Origin of the sequence: Photorhabdus sp. RM96S (assembly GCF_042879335.1) — a bacterium.
Lineage (GTDB): Bacteria > Pseudomonadota > Gammaproteobacteria > Enterobacterales > Enterobacteriaceae > Photorhabdus > Photorhabdus kayaii.
Genome location: NZ_JBHFKT010000004.1, coordinates 60,095 through 81,048 on the forward strand (window position 1 = coordinate 60,095; position 20,954 = coordinate 81,048).

21 protein-coding genes are annotated in these 20,954 nt (G+C 42.3%); 7 read left to right on the forward strand and 14 right to left on the reverse strand.

The window, feature by feature from the left end; genetic code table 11:
- Nucleotides 1-135: 135 nt before the first annotated feature.
- A complete protein-coding gene (locus ACGF49_RS03480) occupies nucleotides 136-1,521 on the reverse strand; it encodes a DASS family sodium-coupled anion symporter (RefSeq protein ID WP_271866708.1) in 1,386 nt (461 codons plus the stop codon).
- A gap of 1,160 nt (nucleotides 1,522-2,681) precedes the next feature.
- Here ACGF49_RS03480 and ACGF49_RS03485 point away from each other — a divergent pair.
- From ACGF49_RS03485 to ACGF49_RS03495, 3 genes are all read left to right on the forward strand, one after another.
- Nucleotides 2,682-3,404, forward strand: a complete 723-nt coding sequence (locus tag ACGF49_RS03485; RefSeq protein WP_113042256.1) for a helix-turn-helix transcriptional regulator — start codon at nucleotides 2,682-2,684, stop codon at nucleotides 3,402-3,404.
- Nucleotides 3,405-3,564: 160 nt separating this feature from the next.
- Nucleotides 3,565-4,287, forward strand: a complete 723-nt coding sequence (locus tag ACGF49_RS03490; protein WP_262977733.1) for a PAS and helix-turn-helix domain-containing protein — start codon at nucleotides 3,565-3,567, stop codon at nucleotides 4,285-4,287.
- Nucleotides 4,288-4,595: 308 nt separating this feature from the next.
- A complete protein-coding gene (locus ACGF49_RS03495) occupies nucleotides 4,596-5,318 on the forward strand; it encodes a PAS and helix-turn-helix domain-containing protein (protein WP_113042260.1) in 723 nt (240 codons plus the stop codon).
- A 320-nt stretch (nucleotides 5,319-5,638) separates the two neighbouring features.
- Here the strand turns inward: ACGF49_RS03495 and ACGF49_RS03500 are convergent, their stop codons facing one another.
- The 3 genes from ACGF49_RS03500 to ACGF49_RS03510 form a co-directional block, all read right to left on the reverse strand.
- Entirely contained in the window at nucleotides 5,639-5,848 is a 210-nt protein-coding gene (locus ACGF49_RS03500) for a helix-turn-helix transcriptional regulator (protein ID WP_125026268.1), read from the reverse strand.
- Between the two features lie 562 nt (nucleotides 5,849-6,410).
- Entirely contained in the window at nucleotides 6,411-7,604 is a 1,194-nt protein-coding gene (locus ACGF49_RS03505; RefSeq protein WP_011145281.1) for an MFS transporter, read from the reverse strand.
- Nucleotides 7,605-7,626: 22 nt separating this feature from the next.
- On the reverse strand, nucleotides 7,627-8,808 hold the full coding sequence (locus ACGF49_RS03510) for a cysteine desulfurase family protein (RefSeq protein WP_113042261.1): 1,182 nt from the start codon (nucleotides 8,806-8,808) through the stop codon (nucleotides 7,627-7,629).
- A gap of 28 nt (nucleotides 8,809-8,836) precedes the next feature.
- Between ACGF49_RS03510 and ACGF49_RS03515 the strand changes: the two genes are divergently transcribed.
- Entirely contained in the window at nucleotides 8,837-8,977 is a 141-nt protein-coding gene (locus tag ACGF49_RS03515; protein ID WP_158536555.1) for a hypothetical protein, read from the forward strand.
- Between the two features lie 21 nt (nucleotides 8,978-8,998).
- Here ACGF49_RS03515 and ACGF49_RS03520 read toward each other — a convergent pair whose 3' ends face one another.
- From ACGF49_RS03520 to pyrG, 5 genes are all read right to left on the reverse strand, one after another.
- Nucleotides 8,999-9,706, reverse strand: a complete 708-nt coding sequence (locus tag ACGF49_RS03520; RefSeq protein ID WP_041380620.1) for a hypothetical protein — start codon at nucleotides 9,704-9,706, stop codon at nucleotides 8,999-9,001.
- Between the two features lie 801 nt (nucleotides 9,707-10,507).
- Nucleotides 10,508-10,777 carry a type II toxin-antitoxin system YafQ family toxin gene (locus ACGF49_RS03525; protein ID WP_113026615.1) on the reverse strand — a complete coding sequence of 90 codons (270 nt, stop codon included), beginning with the start codon at nucleotides 10,775-10,777 and terminating at the stop codon, nucleotides 10,508-10,510.
- A gap of 2 nt (nucleotides 10,778-10,779) precedes the next feature.
- Nucleotides 10,780-11,037, reverse strand: coding sequence for a type II toxin-antitoxin system RelB/DinJ family antitoxin (locus ACGF49_RS03530; protein WP_113042263.1), 258 nt, complete (start codon nucleotides 11,035-11,037; stop codon nucleotides 10,780-10,782).
- A gap of 146 nt (nucleotides 11,038-11,183) precedes the next feature.
- Nucleotides 11,184-12,485 carry a phosphopyruvate hydratase gene (eno, locus tag ACGF49_RS03535; protein WP_112876847.1) on the reverse strand — a complete coding sequence of 434 codons (1,302 nt, stop codon included), beginning with the start codon at nucleotides 12,483-12,485 and terminating at the stop codon, nucleotides 11,184-11,186.
- Between the two features lie 72 nt (nucleotides 12,486-12,557).
- The gene (gene pyrG / locus ACGF49_RS03540) at nucleotides 12,558-14,195 is read right to left on the reverse strand and encodes a glutamine hydrolyzing CTP synthase (protein WP_113042264.1); all 1,638 of its coding nucleotides are present in this window, start codon (nucleotides 14,193-14,195) and stop codon (nucleotides 12,558-12,560) included.
- 333 nt (nucleotides 14,196-14,528) lie between these two features.
- Between pyrG and ACGF49_RS03545 the strand changes: the two genes are divergently transcribed.
- The 3 genes from ACGF49_RS03545 to ACGF49_RS03555 are packed head-to-tail and all read left to right on the forward strand — an operon-like array spanning nucleotide 14,529 to nucleotide 16,216.
- Nucleotides 14,529-14,876 carry a hypothetical protein gene (locus tag ACGF49_RS03545; RefSeq protein WP_113042265.1) on the forward strand — a complete coding sequence of 116 codons (348 nt, stop codon included), beginning with the start codon at nucleotides 14,529-14,531 and terminating at the stop codon, nucleotides 14,874-14,876.
- 1 nt (nucleotide 14,877) lies between these two features.
- On the forward strand, nucleotides 14,878-15,480 hold the full coding sequence (locus tag ACGF49_RS03550) for a restriction endonuclease fold toxin 5 domain-containing protein (RefSeq protein WP_113042266.1): 603 nt from the start codon (nucleotides 14,878-14,880) through the stop codon (nucleotides 15,478-15,480).
- Between the two features lie 13 nt (nucleotides 15,481-15,493).
- The gene (locus tag ACGF49_RS03555) at nucleotides 15,494-16,216 is read left to right on the forward strand and encodes an immunity 52 family protein (RefSeq protein ID WP_262977734.1); all 723 of its coding nucleotides are present in this window, start codon (nucleotides 15,494-15,496) and stop codon (nucleotides 16,214-16,216) included.
- A 28-nt stretch (nucleotides 16,217-16,244) separates the two neighbouring features.
- Here the strand turns inward: ACGF49_RS03555 and ACGF49_RS03560 are convergent, their stop codons facing one another.
- From ACGF49_RS03560 to rlmD, 5 genes are read right to left on the reverse strand one after another with little or no spacing between them, the layout of a single operon-like run.
- Nucleotides 16,245-16,370: a hypothetical protein gene (locus tag ACGF49_RS03560; protein WP_262405144.1), complete on the reverse strand. Its 126-nt coding sequence runs from the start codon at nucleotides 16,368-16,370 to the stop codon at nucleotides 16,245-16,247.
- A gap of 14 nt (nucleotides 16,371-16,384) precedes the next feature.
- Entirely contained in the window at nucleotides 16,385-17,134 is a 750-nt protein-coding gene (gene mazG / locus ACGF49_RS03565) for a nucleoside triphosphate pyrophosphohydrolase (protein ID WP_228900732.1), read from the reverse strand.
- A complete protein-coding gene (locus ACGF49_RS03570) occupies nucleotides 17,040-17,285 on the reverse strand; it encodes a hypothetical protein (RefSeq protein WP_228900718.1) in 246 nt (81 codons plus the stop codon). The genes mazG and ACGF49_RS03570 overlap by 95 nt, the downstream gene beginning before the upstream one ends.
- Nucleotides 17,286-17,318: 33 nt before the next feature.
- Complete coding sequence (relA, locus tag ACGF49_RS03575) at nucleotides 17,319-19,550, reverse strand: GTP diphosphokinase (protein WP_113042269.1); 2,232 nt, start codon at nucleotides 19,548-19,550, stop codon at nucleotides 17,319-17,321.
- Nucleotides 19,551-19,591: 41 nt separating this feature from the next.
- On the reverse strand, nucleotides 19,592-20,908 hold the full coding sequence (gene rlmD / locus ACGF49_RS03580) for a 23S rRNA (uracil(1939)-C(5))-methyltransferase RlmD (protein ID WP_387489679.1): 1,317 nt from the start codon (nucleotides 20,906-20,908) through the stop codon (nucleotides 19,592-19,594).
- Nucleotides 20,909-20,954: the final 46 nt, after the last annotated feature.

Sequence of the window (20,954 nt, forward strand, 5' to 3'; positions counted from 1 at the left end):
TATTAGATTGCTGGCTGACGCGCTCGGCAAATCCTTCTCTATGAATCTTCGCCCTCTGGCTTTATTTCCCCACCATATATTTGATGGGGATATTGAATAGTTATTGTATCCAGAGGGACATGAGTAAATTTTCAGTTACAGCCAGAATAACCAAGCAAACAGAGAGATGATAGCGATACTGGCAATATTTAGCACCATACCCACTCTGACCATTTCAGTCTGTTTAATATGACCGGAGCTGAAAACAATCGCATTAGGTGGTGTGGCAACCGGCAACATAAAAGCACAGGATGCCCCAAATCCGATAATAAGCGTCAGCGTCATTACCGGCATCCCCAACGCTTCCGCAACGGTTGCGAATATCGGTACTAGCAAAGCAGCGCTGGCTGTATTACTGGTAAATTCAGTCAGGAAGATAATAAACGCAGCTACCGCAACAATAATCACAAACCAGTGGCTTGCGCCAAAAGTCGCGGCCATACCATTCGCCATGATTTCACTAGCACCTGAGTTTTTCAAAATAGCGCTTAAAGTCAGACCACCGCCAAACAGTATCAACACACCCCACTCGGTATTATTCTGAATCTGCGACCAACTCGCCACCCCCGTTATACCAATCAGAACAGCAGCACTGACAGCAATAATGGTATCCAGATCTTTCACTCCCCCTAAGGCAGAACTGATAACCGAGCTAAATATCCAGCAAAATACGGTTAATAGGAAGATCAGCATGGTCATCAGACGCTTGCCAGTCCAATCCAGTTTTTCCAGCTTCATGTCGAATTTATGATTCAAATTCGGGCGTAGCATCAGATACATAACACCCACCATCATTGGCAGCAGAATAACCACCAACGGAACCCCAAACTTCATCCAATTGAAGAAATCGATACCCAGTTGCGCCGCTGCAATCGCGTTTGGCGGGCTTCCCACCAAAGTACCTAAGCCACCGATACTTGCACTATAAGCTACACCCAACAGCACAAATACAAACGTATGGCGTTCAGAACGTGCATCCAGATTAGACAAAATACCCAAGACTAATGGCAGCATCATCGCGGCAGTCGCTGTGTTACTGATCCACATGGAAAGGCCCGCCGTCACACCAAACAACAACATCACCGCTACAGACAAACGTCCACGGGCAATCATCAGCAGACGGTTAGCAATCAGTCTGTCCAATCCTTGGATGTGGAGTGCAGTTGCCAGAGCAAAGCCACCAAAAAACAGGAAGATGATGGGATTAGCAAAAGATTTCAGCGCATCTCCCGTATTCATCAATCCCATACCAACGGCCAGAATTGGAATACATAATGCAGTAATAGTGACGTGAATAGCTTCGGTAAGCCACAGCACGCCAACAAATACCATTAGTGCTAAACCTGCATTAGCTTTTTCACCAAACGGTAACGTATTAAGTAGAATAAATAGTAATGCGATATCAGCAGCCAGAATAATTAAGCCTTTTTTATTCGAAAAATTTGGCCTTATAGCTGTGGTTAAAGATTCAGAAACATCCATGGTGACTCCATTAGCGCCGGTGATATCTGATCCACCATTGCTACAATTGTTAAAAAAATACAAGGCGTGTGAATATAAGAAGTCTTCTCTGGGAAGCAAATGCAGTTCTTTAAATTTTGGGATCTAAAGCGCGATAACTAGCCGATTAAATCATAACAGATGGCATTTTATACAAATTTTTGTTGTTACATCACATTATTACATCTTTATAGGTATAGGAAATTGCTATGTTTTATGAAAGTTTTTTGGGCACAAAAACAGGAGAACTTTCCCTCTTCCAAGCTATTGACAAACCCATTTAAAAAACTAGGGGGATGTTTTCGTATCAACGATGATTAAAAATCTGGCGAATTAATTTACCAGAAAGGTTATAGATTTGACGGGTATTTAAACATTAACAATGCTATTTTTTTCATTTTTCACCGATAGCTTTATGATGGTAGGTTTTAAATTGTTATTAAAAGCTACTATTTAAATTTCTGGTTTTAATCGTACAAAGTTTTAACCGTTTTTTAAAACCCAATGGTCTTTTTCGTTTCCTGAATAATATTTAATTTAACCGTTTTCATTAAACTAACACTTAGTTTTTCCTTCTTATATTTTTAGATTTAAAACTAAAGAGGGTAACAGGTATGCTAATGATTTTAAAACACCCCTCATTCCTTTAATCATTTCTAATGTGATTAAATAAAATTTTTTATTCCTTTTTTCGCAGCTAATCGGGTTAACCCTGTTAAATGTTTTGACTTCTGTTATTAGATTAATGCTGTCTATACCCGTTATCTTTCAAATGGCACTAAAAGCGATCATCCACATTATTTAACCTAAGAGAATAGGACCACGAGCTATAAAATTATTTTACTGCTCGGTTATAAACAAGAGCGAAAATCAATACACACGTCAGATTTTCACACTTAATTAAACCAATTACATGAACAGCGAATTTTTTCACATTCCATATTGTAATTCTTCATTAAAAAAATAATTACTCATTGCGTCGTAAAAGTGATAACCTTACATCGAAGTTTTTACAGTTTTACAGTTTTACAGTTTTACAGTTTTACAGTTTTACAGTTTTACAGTTTTACAGTTTTACAGTTTTACAGTTTTACAGTTTTACAGTTTTACAGTTTTACAGTTTAATCATGATGGGTGAAATTATGAAAGATAAAACTATGAGTTTCTCTGTGAATAAAGATCTGGATGTTCATTCAAAAAGCTTTGATGCCTTCATCTCATATATGGAAAACAGCAACGATTTTTGGGCTATAAAAGACAACGAACATCGATTCGTCTATGCCAATGATACTATGCTTTATTACAGCGGTCTTCCTAAGGGTTTTAGCATAGAAGGGAGGCTTGTTAGTGAGTGTCCAGCTCCGTGGTCTGAGCTTGAAGATATTGTACATGCTAGTGATGGCAATGTAATGACGACTCAAAAGACTATTCCGGTATTAAACACCTTCACTTACGGCGGGAGAGAAAAAATAATCCAACCATTTTTGGTCGATGTTACACCACTAATGAAGGATGGAGAATGTATTGGGGTTGTGGGGCACGGTAGAAAACTTGAAATTTATTCCATGTATCATTTTGAAAACAACAGGCATCCTGAATCATTATCATTTGGCAACCCAACTGAGATTTTTACAGATAGAGAATTCGATATAGTATTTTTTGCTTTGCAATCATTAAGCGCTAAAGATATAGCGAGAAAATTAAGTATTACCTATAGAACGGTACAAAGCAGGCTACATGTCATTTACCAGAAAATAGGGATAAATTCATTAAGCCAGTTAAAAGAATATTGCAGGGGTAAAGGATATAATAACTATGCTCCTACCCGATTTATTAACCCTAATCCCTTTATACCTCTGGCATAACAATGAACCACATCGTTATTATCACTATGCCATTAGGGTTCTGCCAAGCAGAACCTTATGCTCCTGCCAAAACTCACTCAGCAGCGCGAAGGGTGATTTTACGGGATACCTCACATGGAGGTTATCACAGTTTTACAGTTCAATTATAATAGGTGAAATTATGAAAGATAACACTATGAGTTTCTCTGTAAACAAAGATTTGGATGTTCATTCAAAAAGCTTTGACGCCTTCATTTCATACATGGAAAACAGCAACGACTTTTGGATCATAAAAGACAACGAATCTCGATTCGTCTATGCGAATGATATTATGCTTTATTACAGCGGCCTCCCTAAGGGTTTTAACATAGAAGGCAAGCTTGATAGTGAATGTCCAGCACCGTGGGCTGAGTTTGAAGATGTTATACAAGCTAATGATAAAAACGTAATGACGAGTCAAAAAACCATTCCGGTACTAAACACTTTCACTTATGGCGGAAGACAAAAAATAATCCAGCCATTCATGCTCAATGTGACCCCCTTAATAAAGGATGGAAAATGTATTGGAGTTGTCGGTCACGGTAAAAAACTTGAAATTTATTCCATGTATCACTTTGAAAACAACATTCACCCTGACTCATTAACTTTTGGCAAACCAACTGATTTATTTACCGACAGAGAGTTCGATATAGTATTTTTTGCATTGCAATCGCTAAGCGCTAAAGACATAGCTAGAAAATTAGGTATCACCTATAGAACGGTACAAAGTAGGTTACAATTTATTTACCAAAAAATAGGGATAAATTCATTAAGCCAGTTAAAAGAATATTGCAGGGGTAAGGGATATGATAACTACGCTCCTACCCGATTTATTAACCCTAATCCCTATATACCTCTAGTATAACAATGAACCACACCGTTATCGTCATTATGCTATTAGGGTTCTGCTTGGCAGAACCTTAAGCCTTGTTTCTCTCACATTCCATCCAGCATATTGCAATTATTCATTAAGAACATAATTACTAATAAAAATTTTACACAATATAGAATATTAGCATATTGAAGGTGATTATAGAAACTGCTCCTCTGTAAAATCATCCGCACCAAATAGGTGCCAAAAACTCATAAATATAATTATCCATTGTGTCGCAAAAGTGATAACCTTACATGGAAATTATTCCAGTTTTACCGTTTAATCATATAGGTGAAATTATGAAAGATAACACTATGAGTTTCTCTGTAAATAAAGATCTGGATGTTCATTCAAAAAGCTTTGATGCTTTCATATCATATATGGAAAACAGCAACGATTTTTGGATCATAAAAGATAGCGAATCTCGATTCGTTTATGCTAATGATGTTACACATTATTACTGCAACCTACCCAAAGGTTTTAATATGGAAGGTAGGCTTGATATTGAATGTCCAGGACCGTGGGTTGATTTTGTAGATGTTATACAAGCTAATGATAGAAACGTAATGACGAGTCAAAAAACCATTCCGGTACTAAACACTTTCACTTATGGCGGAAGACAAAAAATAATCCAACCACTACTAGTCAATATTACTCCTCTAATGAAGGACGGAAAATGCATTGGCATTGTTGGGCACGGTAAAAAACTTGAAATTTATTCCATGTACCATTTTGAAAACAACAGGCACCCTGACTCATTAACTTTTGGCAAACCAACTGATTTATTTACCGACAGAGAGTTCGATATAGTATTTTTTGCATTACAATCACTAAGCGCTAAAGATATTGCCAGAAAATTAAGTATTACCTATAGAACGGTACAAAGCAGGCTACATATCATTTATCAGAAAATAGGGATAAATTCATTAAGCCAGTTAAAAGAATATTGCAGGGGTAAGGGGTATGATAACTATGCTCCTACCCGATTTATTAACACGAATCCCTATATAACTCTGGCATAACAATGAACCACTCCGTCACTGTTCCATTAGGGTTCTGCCAAGCAGAATCCTACCCACTTCCAAAAAAATTTTTGGTTTACCCGCTTTTGTAATATTACGCCTATCTGGCGATCCGTGAAATCAACAGAAATATAGAGAGGAATGTCAGCACAGTACAAAAGATTAAATAATTTATACAGAAAAATTAATTATGACAAACATCAAGGCAGGGAGTTAATCACTCCATTTTAATCATACCTGAAACTTTCCACAAAACACTAGAAAAGTTTCAGGTACTTAATCTCTTCTCATTGACTTTTTTTCGAGAAGTTTATTTTAATTCATTTTGAATATCTGCTTGGCCATATTTCAAAAGGCTCACAATTTAGAGCGGTAGCAATGAGTTTCTCACCTTTAGGCCACGGACGATGCAAAGCATTTGATAAAGTGGATGATGCAAGCCCCGCATCCCTTGAAACAGCAGCTAACGACGTTCCCCGTTTTTTAAGCCCTGCAATAATATCAGCCGGGTGCCAGTCGTTTTTTACAATCATTCCTTATTCTCCTTTCAGTTTGGTTATTCAAGGTGCTATATTCATACTTTCTTCAAATTTATATTTTTATACCCGTTATCTTTCAAGTTGCCTCTTTGTTGGCTGCACTCGCTCACCCCGGTCACATAGTTATCTATGCTCCCGGGGATTCGCTCCCTTGCCGTCGCGATGTATCTTGAAATCCATAGGGTATATATTGTTACAGCTTTTCCCCTGAGTCCGCACTGGTGCGGAATACTAAAAAATAACTGTACTAAAACGTTAAATCCCGCTAAGTACAGCCAAATATTCTCCGAATAAGAAAATATTATATCTAACGATTAAAAGTCATAAATGAATTTTAATCGTTAATAAATGTTCTTTTATGAATACTCGAATATTTAAAAAGTTTAGTTATTTTGGGAAATGTTGGAAGCTGCATTAAATACATTAATGAATGCCCTAAAAAAGCGCTTCAATTACGAGGAATAACACCCATTAAATACTTTATGTCCATCGAAAAGTTACTTGTGCAACGGCAAATCAGCCAGTCGATAATTATCGACTGGCTGAATGACTGTTAACGTGCTTCATTCTGTGCCGTTAACCTATCCTTAATGCGGCAAAACCATCTCCCTCCCAATAACGCCACCCCAAGTTCAAGAGAAGCTATTGCAGCTAGAGTGAGGATAAACAAGGTCTTGCCCGCACCCACTAATATCCATCCACCTATTGCAGGAAATCCAAATATCCCCACAAAGTAGGCGACAACGAACCAAGTGAGGGCAGCGTGACGATTCTCAAGCGCAGAATCGTTTACTGCCCATGTTTGAATAACGGGATACACCAATCCATAGCCTATTCCCGTTAACATGGCCGCCAAAACCTGGAACATGGGGTTAACTGGTATGCCTAACAGGGCCAGAATGCCCATGATTAAGAATAACATCAGCGCGATGACCAATGGGATACGGGGCATCATCGATAAACGCCGGGCTAACAAAAGCCGCGACACAACCACAGTCGCTGCATGTACAGCAAAGAATGTACTTGCATTTGCTTGAGTCCCTTCAACCAACGAACTTTGGAACGACATCATTCCAGAGAATACGCAGCCTCCCAGACCTACCATCACAATAGGACGGATCGCACTGCTGGCAGCAATCTTGGTTATTTTTCTCACCCAAGGTCTCAGTGATAACTCCCGTTGACCATGCGGTTCCCTGATCCCAAAGGTCGCCAGAAGTAGTGAGGCGAGGATGCCAATGACGCCAACAAAGAGAAACGTTGTTTGTATGGGCACTCCTGCCTGTTCAACCGCGGCGGCGAGGAGGATGGGACTGCCGCAAATTCCAGCCATTTGAAACGCGCTGAAACGGGTAAACCAGTGGCCCCTGTCAGCATCAGTGACACGCTCTGACAACGCCATAGGCCCACTGATATAGAACATTCCCCAACCAAGTCCAATCAAAAATGCTGCGATACGCGGGATGTAACTCAGTTCACCGCTGAAACCCCCTAAAAGAAAATAACCACAAGACATCGCCAGCGCCGCGAGGGCTGCAAGGCGTGATGCTTCCAGTTGCCCGGCAAACCATCCAACCAAAGGAACGCCAATCAAAGTGCCGACCAAGGCCACGCTAAGGGTCGTCCCAGTGTCAATGTCACTCCCCCCTTGTGAGCGAAAATACGCGGAAATAAGAAAGGTGGCACCATATCCCCCCGCAGTGAACAGGGTTCCGAACAGGAGAAAAAGTGCCGACATTGTTCGCATAAGTCAAACTCCATCTTAATTATTACAGGACGCCGAATGGCTTTGGCACCATCGACCTCAGTTTATTCACCGCTTTTTCCAGACGGAGACAAACATAGCGTATCTCGTCTTCATTATTAAATCTTCCTAACCCGAAGCGCACACTGGCTTGAGCCTGTGCATCACTGACGCCTATTGCCTTCAGTACATGTGACGGTGCCCTGTTAGCGGATGTGCATGCAGACCCAGAGGACAACGCAACTTCGGAAAGCTCCAGCAAAAGCGAATCAGCATCCAAACCGTTGAAGGAGACATTTAACAGACCGGGAAGGCATTCGGTAAGATGACCGTTTATCCGAACGTCAACCACATTCTCGATAATATACGAGCGAAGTAAATCCCGTAAATAACGTAACCTCATCGACTCATCAGGCAAGTTTTTAACCGACAGTTCGACGGCCCGCCCGAAGCCTACTATCCCCGGGACGTTAAGAGTTCCAGAGCGTAAGCCTCGCTCATGTCCCCCACCAACGATGAGAGGAGCGAGTGTTATATTCTTATTACGTGAATCGATATAAAGTGCACCGACCCCCTTTGGTCCATATATTTTGTGCGCAGAAAATGAGGCAAGGCTGATATTCATGCGCTGTACATCAAATTTTATTTTGCCGAGCGCTTGCGTGGCATCGGTATGAAGAGGAATGTCATGTTCCTTACAGATCGCGCCTATCTCTTCAATTTTTTGTATTGAACCAATCTCGTTGTTGGCGGCCATAATCGAAACGAGATAGGTATCATCTCTTATTGCACGAGATATTAAATCTGGGGATACGATGCCGTCGCTTTGCGGCGGTAAGTAGGTCACCTCCGTTCCCATTGCTTCGAGCCTACTACAACAATCAAGGACAGCCTTATGCTCAATTGTCGATGTGATGACATGCCCCCTTTTGCCCCGATGTTGAAGGCCCGCGATTGCAAGATTGTTCGACTCGGTGGAACCCGACGTGAATATAATATCGGAATGACTCGTCGCATTTATCGATGTTGATATCAATTTTCTTGCATTATCAACAGCTTCCATAGCTTTCCACCCAAATGCATGGTGATTACTGGCAGCATTTCCATAAGCGCTGGTAAAATAGGGCATCATAGTTTGAAGCACGTCGGGATCTAATGGCGTTGTAGCATTGTTATCCAAATATATCGGCCGGGTTAAGTTGTACATAATTTATTTCCCCCACTAACAAACGAAGATGAAATTATTTTTTTATTATCTTGACTATATCTATACCCTATGGATTTCAAGATGCATCGCGGCGGCAAGGAAACGAATCCCCGGGAGCATAGAGAACTATGTAACCAGAGTGAATGCAGCCAACAAAGAGGCAACCTGAAAGATAACGGGTATATATCTGCTAGGCAGTAATTACATCACCTTGACTCACCTCCCCCTCTTCATTAACAAGATTAAGACGAATGGCGGTTGAAACACCGAGCATATGACTGAGTTGCAGCCCACGCACATAGGCCAAAGCTCTCGACCAAGCGCAATCCTCAAAGAACACCTCCAGAATAGTATCTGAGCCTTTGTGATCACCGGCAGCTTTCTCAAAGTACTCCTTCGTAATTGCTGCACAGGTGAGTTTCTGAGTCGGCTCTTCGTAAGCAGCATCTGATGTCGGTGGTTTGCCGTCAGCGAGGTTTTTGGACACCATCCGCCGTGTGATGATTTCGGGTATTTCTCCAGAGGCTAGGATGTGGACAAGGTGCTGCCTGGCTGAATCTTCGTGAATAACACGTATCTCACTGAGCGGAATCTGATATTTTTCTGCTACGGGCAAGAAGATATTCCTGATCGAGGCGTGGAGATGACTCAGACGAGGGTTCCGTTTTTGAGAATTAGTGAGATTATTTATCAGGAACTGGAGGCGGAATATCCCATGATGATCGAACGCCACGGATATCCTCGGTAATTGACCACATTCATCTTGGCTTCGTTTGGCGAACATCAGAGCAGCCTCAAAGGCTTTCAACTGAGCCTCGACAACTATCTCGCTATCCTTATTGAGATAAACTCGTGAATTCCCTGCCAATATGCTTACGTTAGTTTCTCGCTGATTCATTTTCATCAATATCCTTTTCCAAGATGGATCGTACGTATAAGGATGACCGCAAAAATCCATTAATTTTTAGATCGGGGAAGTTCTATAAAGAGTGGTCAATATAACGAATGGAAAATAAGGCGATCTTTATAATTTCACGTACGTTAAATATCTTTTTCTCTTGCGACCCCGGTTATGAAATAAATATGTCTGATATCAAGCAAAAGTATAATTGCCATAAAAAAGCTGAGTTCTGAGTTCTGAGTTCTGAGTTCTGAGTTCTGACTAAAGGTTAGCGTGTCTTTTCTATTAAAAAATAGATCTTCGTCTTGTTTAAATGTTTTTTTCTTTTTAACCTTGCAGTCGAGGCTCTGAGCCCGACCATCGGACATCATTTAGCTCTCAGCTTACCGGGTAATTCTGTCACACCAATACAAGGCTCTAATTGCCAAGTATGGATATGTCCGAACTGTTGTTGAGACAGCTAACTAAAATCCGTTATATCAAGGTAAATCTTCTCAGCAACATTAAAGGGGGGATTCTCGCTATTAAGCCATCGGCGAAAAGTTTCATATGTGAAAACATGGCTGCACCGACCGACTGCCTCAGGAAAACTCAAAAATTGACGTTGTAGAAGTTATCAGGCTATTACCCTTATGAAGGAGGGTTTTAGCCTTTCATTTGGAAGAATAAAATTATTTCAGGTTTGTCATGCTCAAACATCAACCTATTACACACAGCTCAACTTAATTCTTTCTCTTCGAATCACAGCTAGCTCTCCGCTCAACAAACATATTTAAAAATCCATCAGTTATCCTCTTACTATCCGAATAAATCAGCATGGCTACCAACTCGATACAAGATCAATTCAGTGTCCGTACGTCGATAAATCAGTAGTAAATCCGGTGCTTCATGACATTCCAAATAACCAATATAGTTACCGCTCAGACGGTGTTCTTTGTACTTCGGTGGTAATGGCTGGCCGGTTTGCAAAAGCGCAAGAGTTTTCATAATGATTTCTTGCGCTTTTTTATTGTTAACGTACTTTTTGGCATCCCTTTTAAATCGGCTCTGATAAACGAAAATCAGCACTGTTACCAACCTAAATCACTTTTTAATTCATCAAGCGTGTTGGAACGGTGAACACCTATCCCGTTCTCTAGATCATGAATTGCCTGTAACGTCTCGCTATTCGGTTGCAGCAACCCATCCGGTAGCCGACCTTCTGCGGCTAATCGATTAATAACCATACGTATAACGGTAGATAAATCGAGCCCAAGTGCTTTGGCATTTGCCATTGCCGCCGCTTTGCAGGCTGGTGACACCCTGGCTCTGACAACAGTATCAGTCATAGTAAATGCTCCCCTGTGTGTTTGATTAGAACACCGTAGCCTTTTTGTAGCCACACGTCAAAAGATTATAAATATGACTTGGTAGCCAATTATCTGAGGAGGGTTTTACCCCTCCTGTTTAATTCTAATACTTAATTAATTACCTATTAAGCCTGACCTTTTACTTCTTTCAGGCCATAGAAAGGAGCGCGGTTACCCAAAGCTTCTTCAATACGGATCAACTGATTGTATTTAGCAACGCGATCAGAGCGACTCATAGAACCGGTTTTGATTTGACCTGCCGCGGTACCTACTGCCAGATCAGCAATAGTCGCATCTTCAGTTTCACCAGAACGATGAGAAATTACCGCCGTGTAACCTGCGTCTTTTGCCATTTTAATCGCTGCCAGTGTTTCAGTGAGAGAACCAATCTGGTTGAATTTAATCAAAATGGAGTTAGCAATGCCTTTCTCAATACCTTCTTTCAGGATCTTAGTATTGGTAACAAACAGGTCATCACCAACCAACTGGATTTTTTCGCCCAGCACTTTTGTCTGGTAAGCGAAGCCTTCCCAGTCAGATTCATTCAAGCCATCTTCAATAGAAACAATCGGATATTTTCTGGTCAAATCTTCGAGGTAATGAGTGAACTCTTGAGAAGTGAAAGTTTTACCTTCACCTTTCAGTTCGTAATTACCGGTTTCTGGGTTGTAGAATTCAGAAGCAGCACAATCCATAGCCAAAGTGACATCTTTGCCCAGAACATAACCCGCTTGTTCTACCGCTTCTTTAATAGCAGCCAGTGCAGCCGCGTTAGATTCCAGGTTAGGCGCATAGCCCCCTTCGTCACCAACCGCAGTACTCATGCCTTTTGCTTTCAGAACTTTAGCCAAGTTATGGAAAACTTCAGAACCGATACGAACCGCCTCTTTCAGCGTTTTTGCTCCAATCGGTTGAATCATAAATTCCTGGATATCAACGTTGTTATCCGCGTGCTCACCACCATTGATGATGTTCATCATCGGCAACGGCATAGAAAATTTACCCGGAGTGCCATTCAATTCAGCAATGTGCTCGTACAACGGCATGCCTTTCGCTGCTGCTGCGGCTTTAGCGTTAGCCAGAGAAACCGCCAGAATCGCATTAGCACCAAATTGAGATTTATTTTCAGTACCATCCAGGTCGATCATGATCCTGTCGATGTTAGCCTGATCTTTAGCATCCTGACCGATAACTGCCTGTGCAATCGAGCCATTTACTGCATCAACAGCTTTCAGTACACCTTTACCCATAAAACGGGATTTGTCACCGTCACGCAGTTCCAACGCTTCACGGGAACCGGTAGATGCACCAGAGGGTGCAGCCGCTAAACCCACAAACCCCCCTTCCAGATGCACTTCTGCTTCTACGGTTGGGTTACCACGGGAGTCAATGATTTCACGACCGATCACTTTAACGATTTTGGACATTAGGTTTTCCTCAGTACAAGTTACATTTCAGGTAAGTGACGGAACACGTCATACCGCCACTCACTGCACATCTTATTTGAGCTGGCCTTTCTGATATTTACCGGCGGCTTTAATAAAACCAGCAAATAACGGATGACCATCACGAGGAGTGGAAGTAAATTCTGGGTGGAACTGACAAGCCACGAACCAAGGATGCTCTGGAATCTCAATAATTTCTACGAGCTTATTGTCCACTGAACGACCCGCTACCCGCAGACCCGCATCTTCAATACGTTTCAACAATAAGTTATTCACTTCATAACGATGCCGATGACGTTCAACAATCGTATCTGCCCCATACAAGGTGCGCACTAAACTCTCTTTTGTCAGGTGGCATGGCTGACCACCCACACGCATCGTTCCACCAAGATCACTCTCTTCGCTACGCACTTCTAAATTACCGTCTTCATCTCGCCATTCAGTGATCAGACCAATAACCGGAAACCGGCAATCAGGTTCAAATTCTGTTGAGCTGGCTTTTTCCAAACCCGCAACATGACGAGAAAACTCAATCAATGCTACCTGCATGCCGAGACAGATCCCCAGATAAGGAATTTTGTTCTCACGCGCATAACGGGCTGTCATGATTTTGCCTTCCACACCACGACCACCAAAACCACCAGGCACCAGAATCGCATCCAACCCCTTCAATAATTCAACGCCACGGGTTTCAACATCTTGGGAATCAATTAGCTTGATATTCACCGTTAGACGATTTTTCAATCCACCGTGCTTCAATGCCTCAATCACGGATTTGTACGCATCGGGCAGTTCAACGTATTTACCCACCATCCCAATAGTGACTTCACCGGAAGGGTTAGCTTCTTCGTAAATGACTTGTTCCCATTCTGACAAATTTGCTTCCGGGCAATCGAGGCTGAATCGTTTACAAATATAATCATCTAAGCCTTGAGATTTCAATAGCCCTGGGATTTTATAAATGGAATCAACGTCTTTTAGGGAGATAACCGCTTTCTCCGGCACATTACAGAAAAGAGCAATTTTTGCCCGCTCATTAGCCGGAATGACGCGATCTGAACGACAAATCAGAATATCCGGTTGAATACCGATAGAAAGCAGCTCTTTTACCGAGTGCTGAGTCGGCTTAGTTTTGACTTCGCCAGCCGCTGCCAGATAAGGCACCAGTGTCAGATGTAGATATAAAGTGTGTTCACGACCAACTTCTACTGCCATTTGACGAATGGCTTCGAGGAATGGCAAGGATTCGATATCACCGACAGTACCACCAACTTCCACCAGTACCACGTCATGACCTTCACCACCACTGATGATGCGATCCTTAATTTCATTGGTGATGTGAGGAATGACTTGAACCGTCGCGCCAAGATAGTCGCCACGGCGCTCTTTACGCAAAACTTCGGAATAAACCCGACCCGTGGTGAAGTTATTGCGACGAGTCATTTTAGTGCGGATGAAACGCTCATAGTGACCTAAATCGAGATCAGTTTCAGCACCGTCTTCGGTAACGAAAACCTCCCCGTGTTGGATTGGGCTCATCGTACCTGGATCGACATTGATGTACGGGTCCAGTTTCATAATCGTGACATTGAGTCCACGGGCTTCGAGTATAGCCGCCAAAGAGGCTGCGGCAATGCCTTTACCCAGAGAGGATACGACCCCGCCGGTCACAAAAATATAATTAGTTTTCATGCTGAACCTGAAAGTTTAGGTTTAAAAGATGATGGATATAACCAAGACGGGAAAGCAGTATACCCGAACCTTAAATGCGCTACAAATAATCTGCGCATAAATAAGGTTATTTTCCCCTTCACCGCATTCTCAATGTAGACATGAAGTACATACACAAACTTCATTTTTCATGAAGCCAATCGTTATTGGCTCTTTTCAACGTCGAATGATTTTATTGCCTTAATTGATTAAAAAACAGTATGATTGCTTCCATTGAGATCATTTCGTCTGAATTTAACACAGATAGAAGACCCAATATAGATAATAGTAGCTTATGAGTTAAGGGGTGATGCCATGATTATACTGACTCAGGAACAATTCGATAAAATTATTGATATAGAGGACAATACTTATATTGAAAAAATCAGGCAATGCATTTTGTCAGAACATGCCGATTTGGTTGTGCATGAGGATGAGAAAAATTTGCATAAGCGACTTAAAGAAGCCTATCGGTATTTAATCGAAGACCTGGGCTTTAAAGATAAAAAGCTGATTAAATCATACCTTTATTTAACAGCATTTAATCGTGACTTCCACGGTGTACCAGAAATCAAAAATGCCCTTGAAGCAGGGGAAAACCCGGAACAACAATACAAAGATATCTTGAGAATAATAGATAACTTGTTGAAAAGGAGCAATTAACATGCCTTTACCTCTGGTAGTTCCGGTCGCCCTGACTGCGGCTGAATATGCAGCATCAGCCCTTACGGGCATATTAGTTGGCGTTGGTGTTGGCCTCGGTGTTGAGGAGATGACAAAAGAGGATGAAAAAGAGGAATCGCTAGCCCAAACAGATGAAATCAGTACAGCAAGGGAAGAATGCAAGGTGTGTCCAGCCACTGAGAAAGTAAGTTCTAGCTGGGAGAGTACCAGTTCATATTCGCAGGTTACCCTAGATTATCAACTCCAGATAGCTAAAACCGTTTACAAACCGGACGCCAAACTTATACAAGTTTGGGAATGCTTAGGCGTGAGTTTTGATGGTTGGCGCCCGGAATGGTGCCTGTTTCTGGAATCCAAAGCTAAGTATGATCAGTTTTTTAGGAATGGAGAACCGATGGGATGGTGGACAGGAAGTGAGCCTATGAAAGATCAAGGAAGGCGACAACAAGCCGTGTGTACTTCATTGAACGGCATTCCAAGTTCTCACTGGCATTTTATGGAGCCAGTTAGCGCTGCTTACTATTTACAGGAATTTTCTAGTTATCCCAATATTAAAGTATTTCATACTCCCTTATTTAGATAATCTGAGGTAATACATGGCTATTTTATCGCTAAAAATAAAACTATATTTTGACTGGAAAGAACCCTTGACTCCCCAAGTAGTACTTGCTGATTTATATAAAATAACACAACGGATTGACCTATTCTTCGGGCGTCATAAAACTTGGTATTTAACAGGTCATACTCGTAAAGAAGCATTGGAACACCTTGTTTTTGAAGAACAACACCCGACGGAGAAAGCGGCTCAAGAGTTTGAAAAAAGTTATAAAAAAAATTTCCCTTTTATAGGAAAACAAATCTGGGATGGTGAAGTTGATGATCTTGCCTGTTCCCTATTTTATGAGAACTATCGTATTGATAGACTAGGGCAAACTGAAATAACAATAAGACTCAATATTGACGAAAAAGAGTTTCAGTTTTCACGGTTGATTGATTTTATTACCTTTTTAGTTCTCAGCCATAATGCTCCCTACATTATGGTGGAAACTAACGGCTATACCTTGAAACGAAATCAGGTATTTCCCGACAGGTTAAGTGCAGGCTGGATGATTTATTTACCCTTCGTTATAGACCGCTCATTGTTACCAATGGCAGATGAAATCTTGCCTATTGCCAATGATAAAGAGCAATTGGGCACATTAATCATCACCAAAAAAGGCATTTTTGACGGTGAAAATCAGGACGATATTGATAAAGCCAATGATGTTGAAATTCAGTTGTTAAATCTGGGATTACTGCCATTAATGACTGAAGTTTAACGGCGACGAGATAATTTTCTATTCTTCATCATTCTTTTGATATCTCTTCGTGAATCAGCGCCACTTTCCATTTCCGCTTTTTTCGTGCTGATAACAGCCCCCTTGGGCTGTTTGCCATCCCTTTACTCAAAAAAATAAAAATTCCAGCTTTCATGCTACTCTTTCCGATTACTGTTTCTTAACCTGTTGCCATATTTGTTCCATTTCTTCCAATGTTGCCGCTTCCAAGGTATGGCCTTGGTTCAGGATCTGCTTTTCTACTTCTCTAAATCGGTTCTCAAACTTATTGCATGCTTTTTGCAATGCAATTTCCGGTTTGTATCCGAGATGGCGCGATAAATTCACAACGGCAAACAACAAATCGCCAATTTCCTCTTCCAGATGTTGTTGATCAACCACCGCCTGATAAGCTTCATCCATTACTTCGTCGATCTCTTCATAAACTTTGTCCAGCACCGGCCCCAAGGTATTCCAATCAAAACCGACCGCAGCACAACGTTTCTGTATTTTATACGCTTTCATCAATGCAGGCAGACCTGCCGGAATGTCATCAAGGATCGAATGCAAATCTTTTTGTGCTCTTTCCTGCGCCTTATGTTTTTCCCAACCACTGATAGCCACATCACCGCTGATATCCTGCTGCTGACCAAAAATATGTGGATGGCGACGTTCCAGCTTATCGCTAATTGCATTGCTGATATCATCAAAATCAAACAACTGTTGCTCTTTGCCCATTTCAGCATAGAACACTACCTGGAATAACAGATCGCCCAATTCTTCTTTTAGATCAGAAAAATCACCCCGTTCAATGGCGTCAATGACTTCATAAGTCTCTTCTAATGTATAAGGCGCGATAGTTTTGAATGTCTGTTGCTTGTCCCAAGGACATCCCTGTTGAGGATGGCGCAATTGCGCCATAATCCCCAGTAACCGTTCTATACCCGTCATCTTTCAAGTTGCCTCTTGGTTGGCTGCACTCGCTCACCCCAGTCACATAGTTCGCTATGCTCCCGGGGATTCTCTCCCTTGCCGTCGCGATGCAGCTTGAAATCCATAGGGTATATAGCAAATGATTTCATTTTTTATCCAAATTTTCCTGCTGTCAGTTGCCATGAAGACGTTTAGCTTCAATAATATCCGGTAACTGATTGATTTTCGCCAAAATCCGCCCCAGTACTTGCAGGTTATAAATCTCAATACTCATGTCAATAGTAGCAATCTGCTGTTTTATATCACTACGGCTACTCACCCCAAGTACGTTCACCTTCTCATTAGCCAAAATCGTGGTGATATCACGCAACAATCCACTGCGATCATTCGCAACAACACGCACAACCAGTGAGTAACCGCTGGAATAGCTCTCTCCCCAAACCGCATCCACTACCCTTTCCGGCGCATTTGCCTGCAACTCGGCCAGTTGTTCACAATCAACCCAGTGGATAGAGATCCCTCGGCCACGAGTGATAAAGCCGACAATCTCATCGCCGGGAATGGGCTGGCAGCAACGGGCAATGTGATGCATCAAATTACCCACACCTTCTACCACAATCCGCCCATCATCTTTAGCAGAACTACGCTGTGGATGTGATTTACTCTCTAAATTGCGAAGCGCTTCCCGATCTGCATCCTCTGCGGTGGTTTTCTTAAGTTTGCTTTGTAAGAAATTGACCAACTGGTTAATACGGATATCACCAACCCCAATGCCCGCCAGTACTTCATCAAGTGTATGGACGTTATAACGCGCAATGAGCAACTTTTCCGCTTCTTTTAGGCTGAGATCCAGATGTGCCAGTTCATTATCCAGCATCTGACGACCCGCGATAATGTTTTTATCCCGATCCTGTTTGCGGAACCAGTTATGGATTTTCGCCCGACCACGGCTTGTGGTGACATATCCCAAGTTTGGATTTAACCAATCACGACTTGGGTTCGGGTGTTTCTGCGTGATGATTTCAATCTGATCGCCCATTTCCAACTGATAGCTGAACGGCACAATGCGACCACTAATTTTCGCGCCAATACAACGATGCCCCACATCGCTGTGAATATGGTAGGCAAAATCCAGTGGCGTAGAACCGGCCGGGAGATCAATAACATCCCCTTTCGGTGTAAATACATATACCCGATCATCAAACACCTGGCTGCGAACTTCATCTAGCACCTCATCAGAATCAGCCATCTCTTCCTGCCATGCGATCAGTTTACGCAGCCATGCAATACGCCCTTCATATCCAGCACGATTGCCCGCTATTGCCCCTTCTTTATATTTCCAGTGGGCAGCAATTCCTAATTCTGCATCTTCATGCATCTGGCGGGTACGGATCTGAATTTCCAATGTCTTACCGCCCGGCCCAAGGACTACGGTATGAATGGATTGATAGCCATTAGGCTTCGGATTAGCAACATAATCATCGAATTCATCCGGCAAATGACGATAGTGAGTATGTACTATCCCCAGAGCCGCGTAACAATCCTGTAAACGTTCAACCACAATCCGCACAGCCCGAACATCAAACAGCTCATCAAATGCCAGTGATTTTTTCTGCATTTTGCGCCAGATGCTGTAGATATGTTTAGGGCGCCCGTATATCTCAGTCGTGACGCCCTCTTTGAGCATATGTTTACGTAATGTATTGACAAAGTGATCAATATACTGCTCACGATCAATGCGCCGCTCATGCAGTAATTTCGCAATTTTTTTATATTCATCAGGATGGAGATAACGGAAGCAGTAATCCTCAAGTTCCCATTTAAGTTGACCAATGCCCAGACGGTTAGCAAGCGGCGCATAAATATTGGAACACTCTTTCGCAGCCAGTACGCGCTCATCTTCAGTCGCCTCTTTAACTTCCCGCAAATGGGCAATCCGCTCTGCCAATTTGATAATGACACAACGAAAATCTTCCACCATTGCCAGTAGCATCCGGCGCACATTATCAACCTGTACAGAGCAGATTGAATCGTGATGAGTGGCTTTTAACTGGCGAATGGCATCCATTTCCATCACGCCTTTCACCAGATTGGTAATCGTGCTGCCAAACGCTTCGGTGACAGTTTCAGCACCGAGTAATTTTGCATCCATTAACGGGAACAGTAACGCCGCACGCATACTGTCGTTATCCATACTTAACGTGGAGAGAATCTCAACCATTTCTACGCCACGCCATAATAGAAGTTCTGAATCAGGATGATTTTGCGCTTTTTCGTGACAATAACGCCAGGTTTCGGCTAATTTCTCACCAATTTGAAGATTCGCTATATTTAAACTCGCGATCCACCGGTTTACTGCAAACTCTCCCGCAGGGGTTAAATGAGCACTTCTTACCGCAACCATAATCTCTCCCGACGACTTCATAACTTTCATCTAGCCATGATCTAACGGCTAAATAGCACCATTGACTCCAAATGGCTTGTATGTGGAAACATGTCCAGCATCCGCACACTGATAATATGATAGCCAGCCTCAAGCAGAATCTTACTGTCCCGTGCCAATGTTGTTGGATTACAAGAGACGTAGACCACTTTTTCAGGGGCCAGCTTGACAATGTGTGACATGACTATTGTCGCACCAGCACGCGCCGGATCTAATAGGACTTTATTAAACCCCAACTTTGCCCAAGGTTGATGACGTATGTCAGCTTCCAAATTTTCATGGCAGAAAGATAGGTTATCCAAATTATTTAATCTGGCATTATATTGCCCATTAGCTACCAGTGTGGCAACCCCTTCGACGCCAACCACCGACTGCACTATTTGACCAATAGGTAAAGTGAAATTCCCCATTCCACAGAACAGATCAAGCACGTTGTCGTTCGGTTGTAAATCGAGCCACTCTATCGCCTGAGCAACCATTTGTTGATTCACCTGATCGTTAACCTGAATAAAATCGCTTGGACTGAAAACCAGTTTCAATCCACCTACCTGATACCAGGGTTCCGGCGGTTCATTCAGCGACTCAAGTGAAGTTTCATCCGCCGCCAGATAGACCGCGACATTATGTTGCACGGAAAATGTGCATAGTTTCTCTTTATCTTCCCATTTCAAGGGATCAAGATGGCGCAATATTATCAATGGACCATTATCTGCCAGCACCAATTCCACATGCCCCAACCGTTTAACCGCTTTCAAATTATTCAGACACTGAGATAATGGCCGCAATAACTGTTCCAATTCAGGCCGCAAAACAGGGCATTCTTTTATAGCAACTAATTCATTGGATTGATTTTGACGAAATCCCATCACCAGTTGGCGCTGTTTTATTTGATAATGTAAACCAAGCCTTGCCCGGCGCCGATAACCATATTCAGGGCCAAGAATCACCGGCTTAGCAGAAACCGTTACACCCGTTTCCCGCCTGATCAGGTGTTCGAGAACGTTGGCTTTACTTTCACGTTGTAAATCGGGTGCAACATGTTGTTGCTGACAACCGCCACATACTCCAAAATGAGGACAACGGGGATTCACACGATATGGACTGTCAGATAAACGCTTAACCAACTTTGCTTTTGCAAACTGTCGCTTCTCTTCCGTTAGTTGTACCTGTGCCTGTTCACCGGGCAATAACCCGGCGATAAAAATAGTTTTACCCTGATGGCGAGCTACGCCCTGCCCCTGGGCATCGAGATTATCAGCAGTAACTGTGATGATATGCCGATTTACTGTTCGGCGATTGGGGGAATAAAATTGCACCATGATTCTTACGGACTATGAATTATTAAGTTCTTATTTTCCCATAATG

Coding starts and splice junctions, on each gene's coding strand:
- ACGF49_RS03490 (WP_262977733.1), top strand. CDS start 3,565: ATGAAAGATAACACTATGAGTTTCTCTGTAAACAAAGATTTGGATGTT.
- ACGF49_RS03495 (WP_113042260.1), top strand. CDS start 4,596: ATGAAAGATAACACTATGAGTTTCTCTGTAAATAAAGATCTGGATGTT.
- ACGF49_RS03560 (WP_262405144.1), bottom strand. CDS start 16,370: ATGAAAGCTGGAATTTTTATTTTTTTGAGTAAAGGGATGGCAAACAGC.
- ACGF49_RS03505 (WP_011145281.1), bottom strand. CDS start 7,604: ATGCGAACAATGTCGGCACTTTTTCTCCTGTTCGGAACCCTGTTCACT.
- ACGF49_RS03545 (WP_113042265.1), top strand. CDS start 14,529: ATGATTATACTGACTCAGGAACAATTCGATAAAATTATTGATATAGAG.
- ACGF49_RS03520 (WP_041380620.1), bottom strand. CDS start 9,706: ATGAATCAGCGAGAAACTAACGTAAGCATATTGGCAGGGAATTCACGA.
- ACGF49_RS03530 (WP_113042263.1), bottom strand. CDS start 11,037: ATGACTGATACTGTTGTCAGAGCCAGGGTGTCACCAGCCTGCAAAGCG.
- ACGF49_RS03480 (WP_271866708.1), bottom strand. CDS start 1,521: ATGGATGTTTCTGAATCTTTAACCACAGCTATAAGGCCAAATTTTTCG.
- pyrG (WP_113042264.1), bottom strand. CDS start 14,195: ATGAAAACTAATTATATTTTTGTGACCGGCGGGGTCGTATCCTCTCTG.
- mazG (WP_228900732.1), bottom strand. CDS start 17,134: ATGGCGCAATTGCGCCATCCTCAACAGGGATGTCCTTGGGACAAGCAA.
- ACGF49_RS03515 (WP_158536555.1), top strand. CDS start 8,837: ATGAAATTATTTTTTTATTATCTTGACTATATCTATACCCTATGGATT.
- eno (WP_112876847.1), bottom strand. CDS start 12,485: ATGTCCAAAATCGTTAAAGTGATCGGTCGTGAAATCATTGACTCCCGT.
- relA (WP_113042269.1), bottom strand. CDS start 19,550: ATGGTTGCGGTAAGAAGTGCTCATTTAACCCCTGCGGGAGAGTTTGCA.
- ACGF49_RS03485 (WP_113042256.1), top strand. CDS start 2,682: ATGAAAGATAAAACTATGAGTTTCTCTGTGAATAAAGATCTGGATGTT.
- ACGF49_RS03550 (WP_113042266.1), top strand. CDS start 14,878: ATGCCTTTACCTCTGGTAGTTCCGGTCGCCCTGACTGCGGCTGAATAT.
- ACGF49_RS03510 (WP_113042261.1), bottom strand. CDS start 8,808: ATGTACAACTTAACCCGGCCGATATATTTGGATAACAATGCTACAACG.
- ACGF49_RS03555 (WP_262977734.1), top strand. CDS start 15,494: ATGGCTATTTTATCGCTAAAAATAAAACTATATTTTGACTGGAAAGAA.
- rlmD (WP_387489679.1), bottom strand. CDS start 20,908: ATGGTGCAATTTTATTCCCCCAATCGCCGAACAGTAAATCGGCATATC.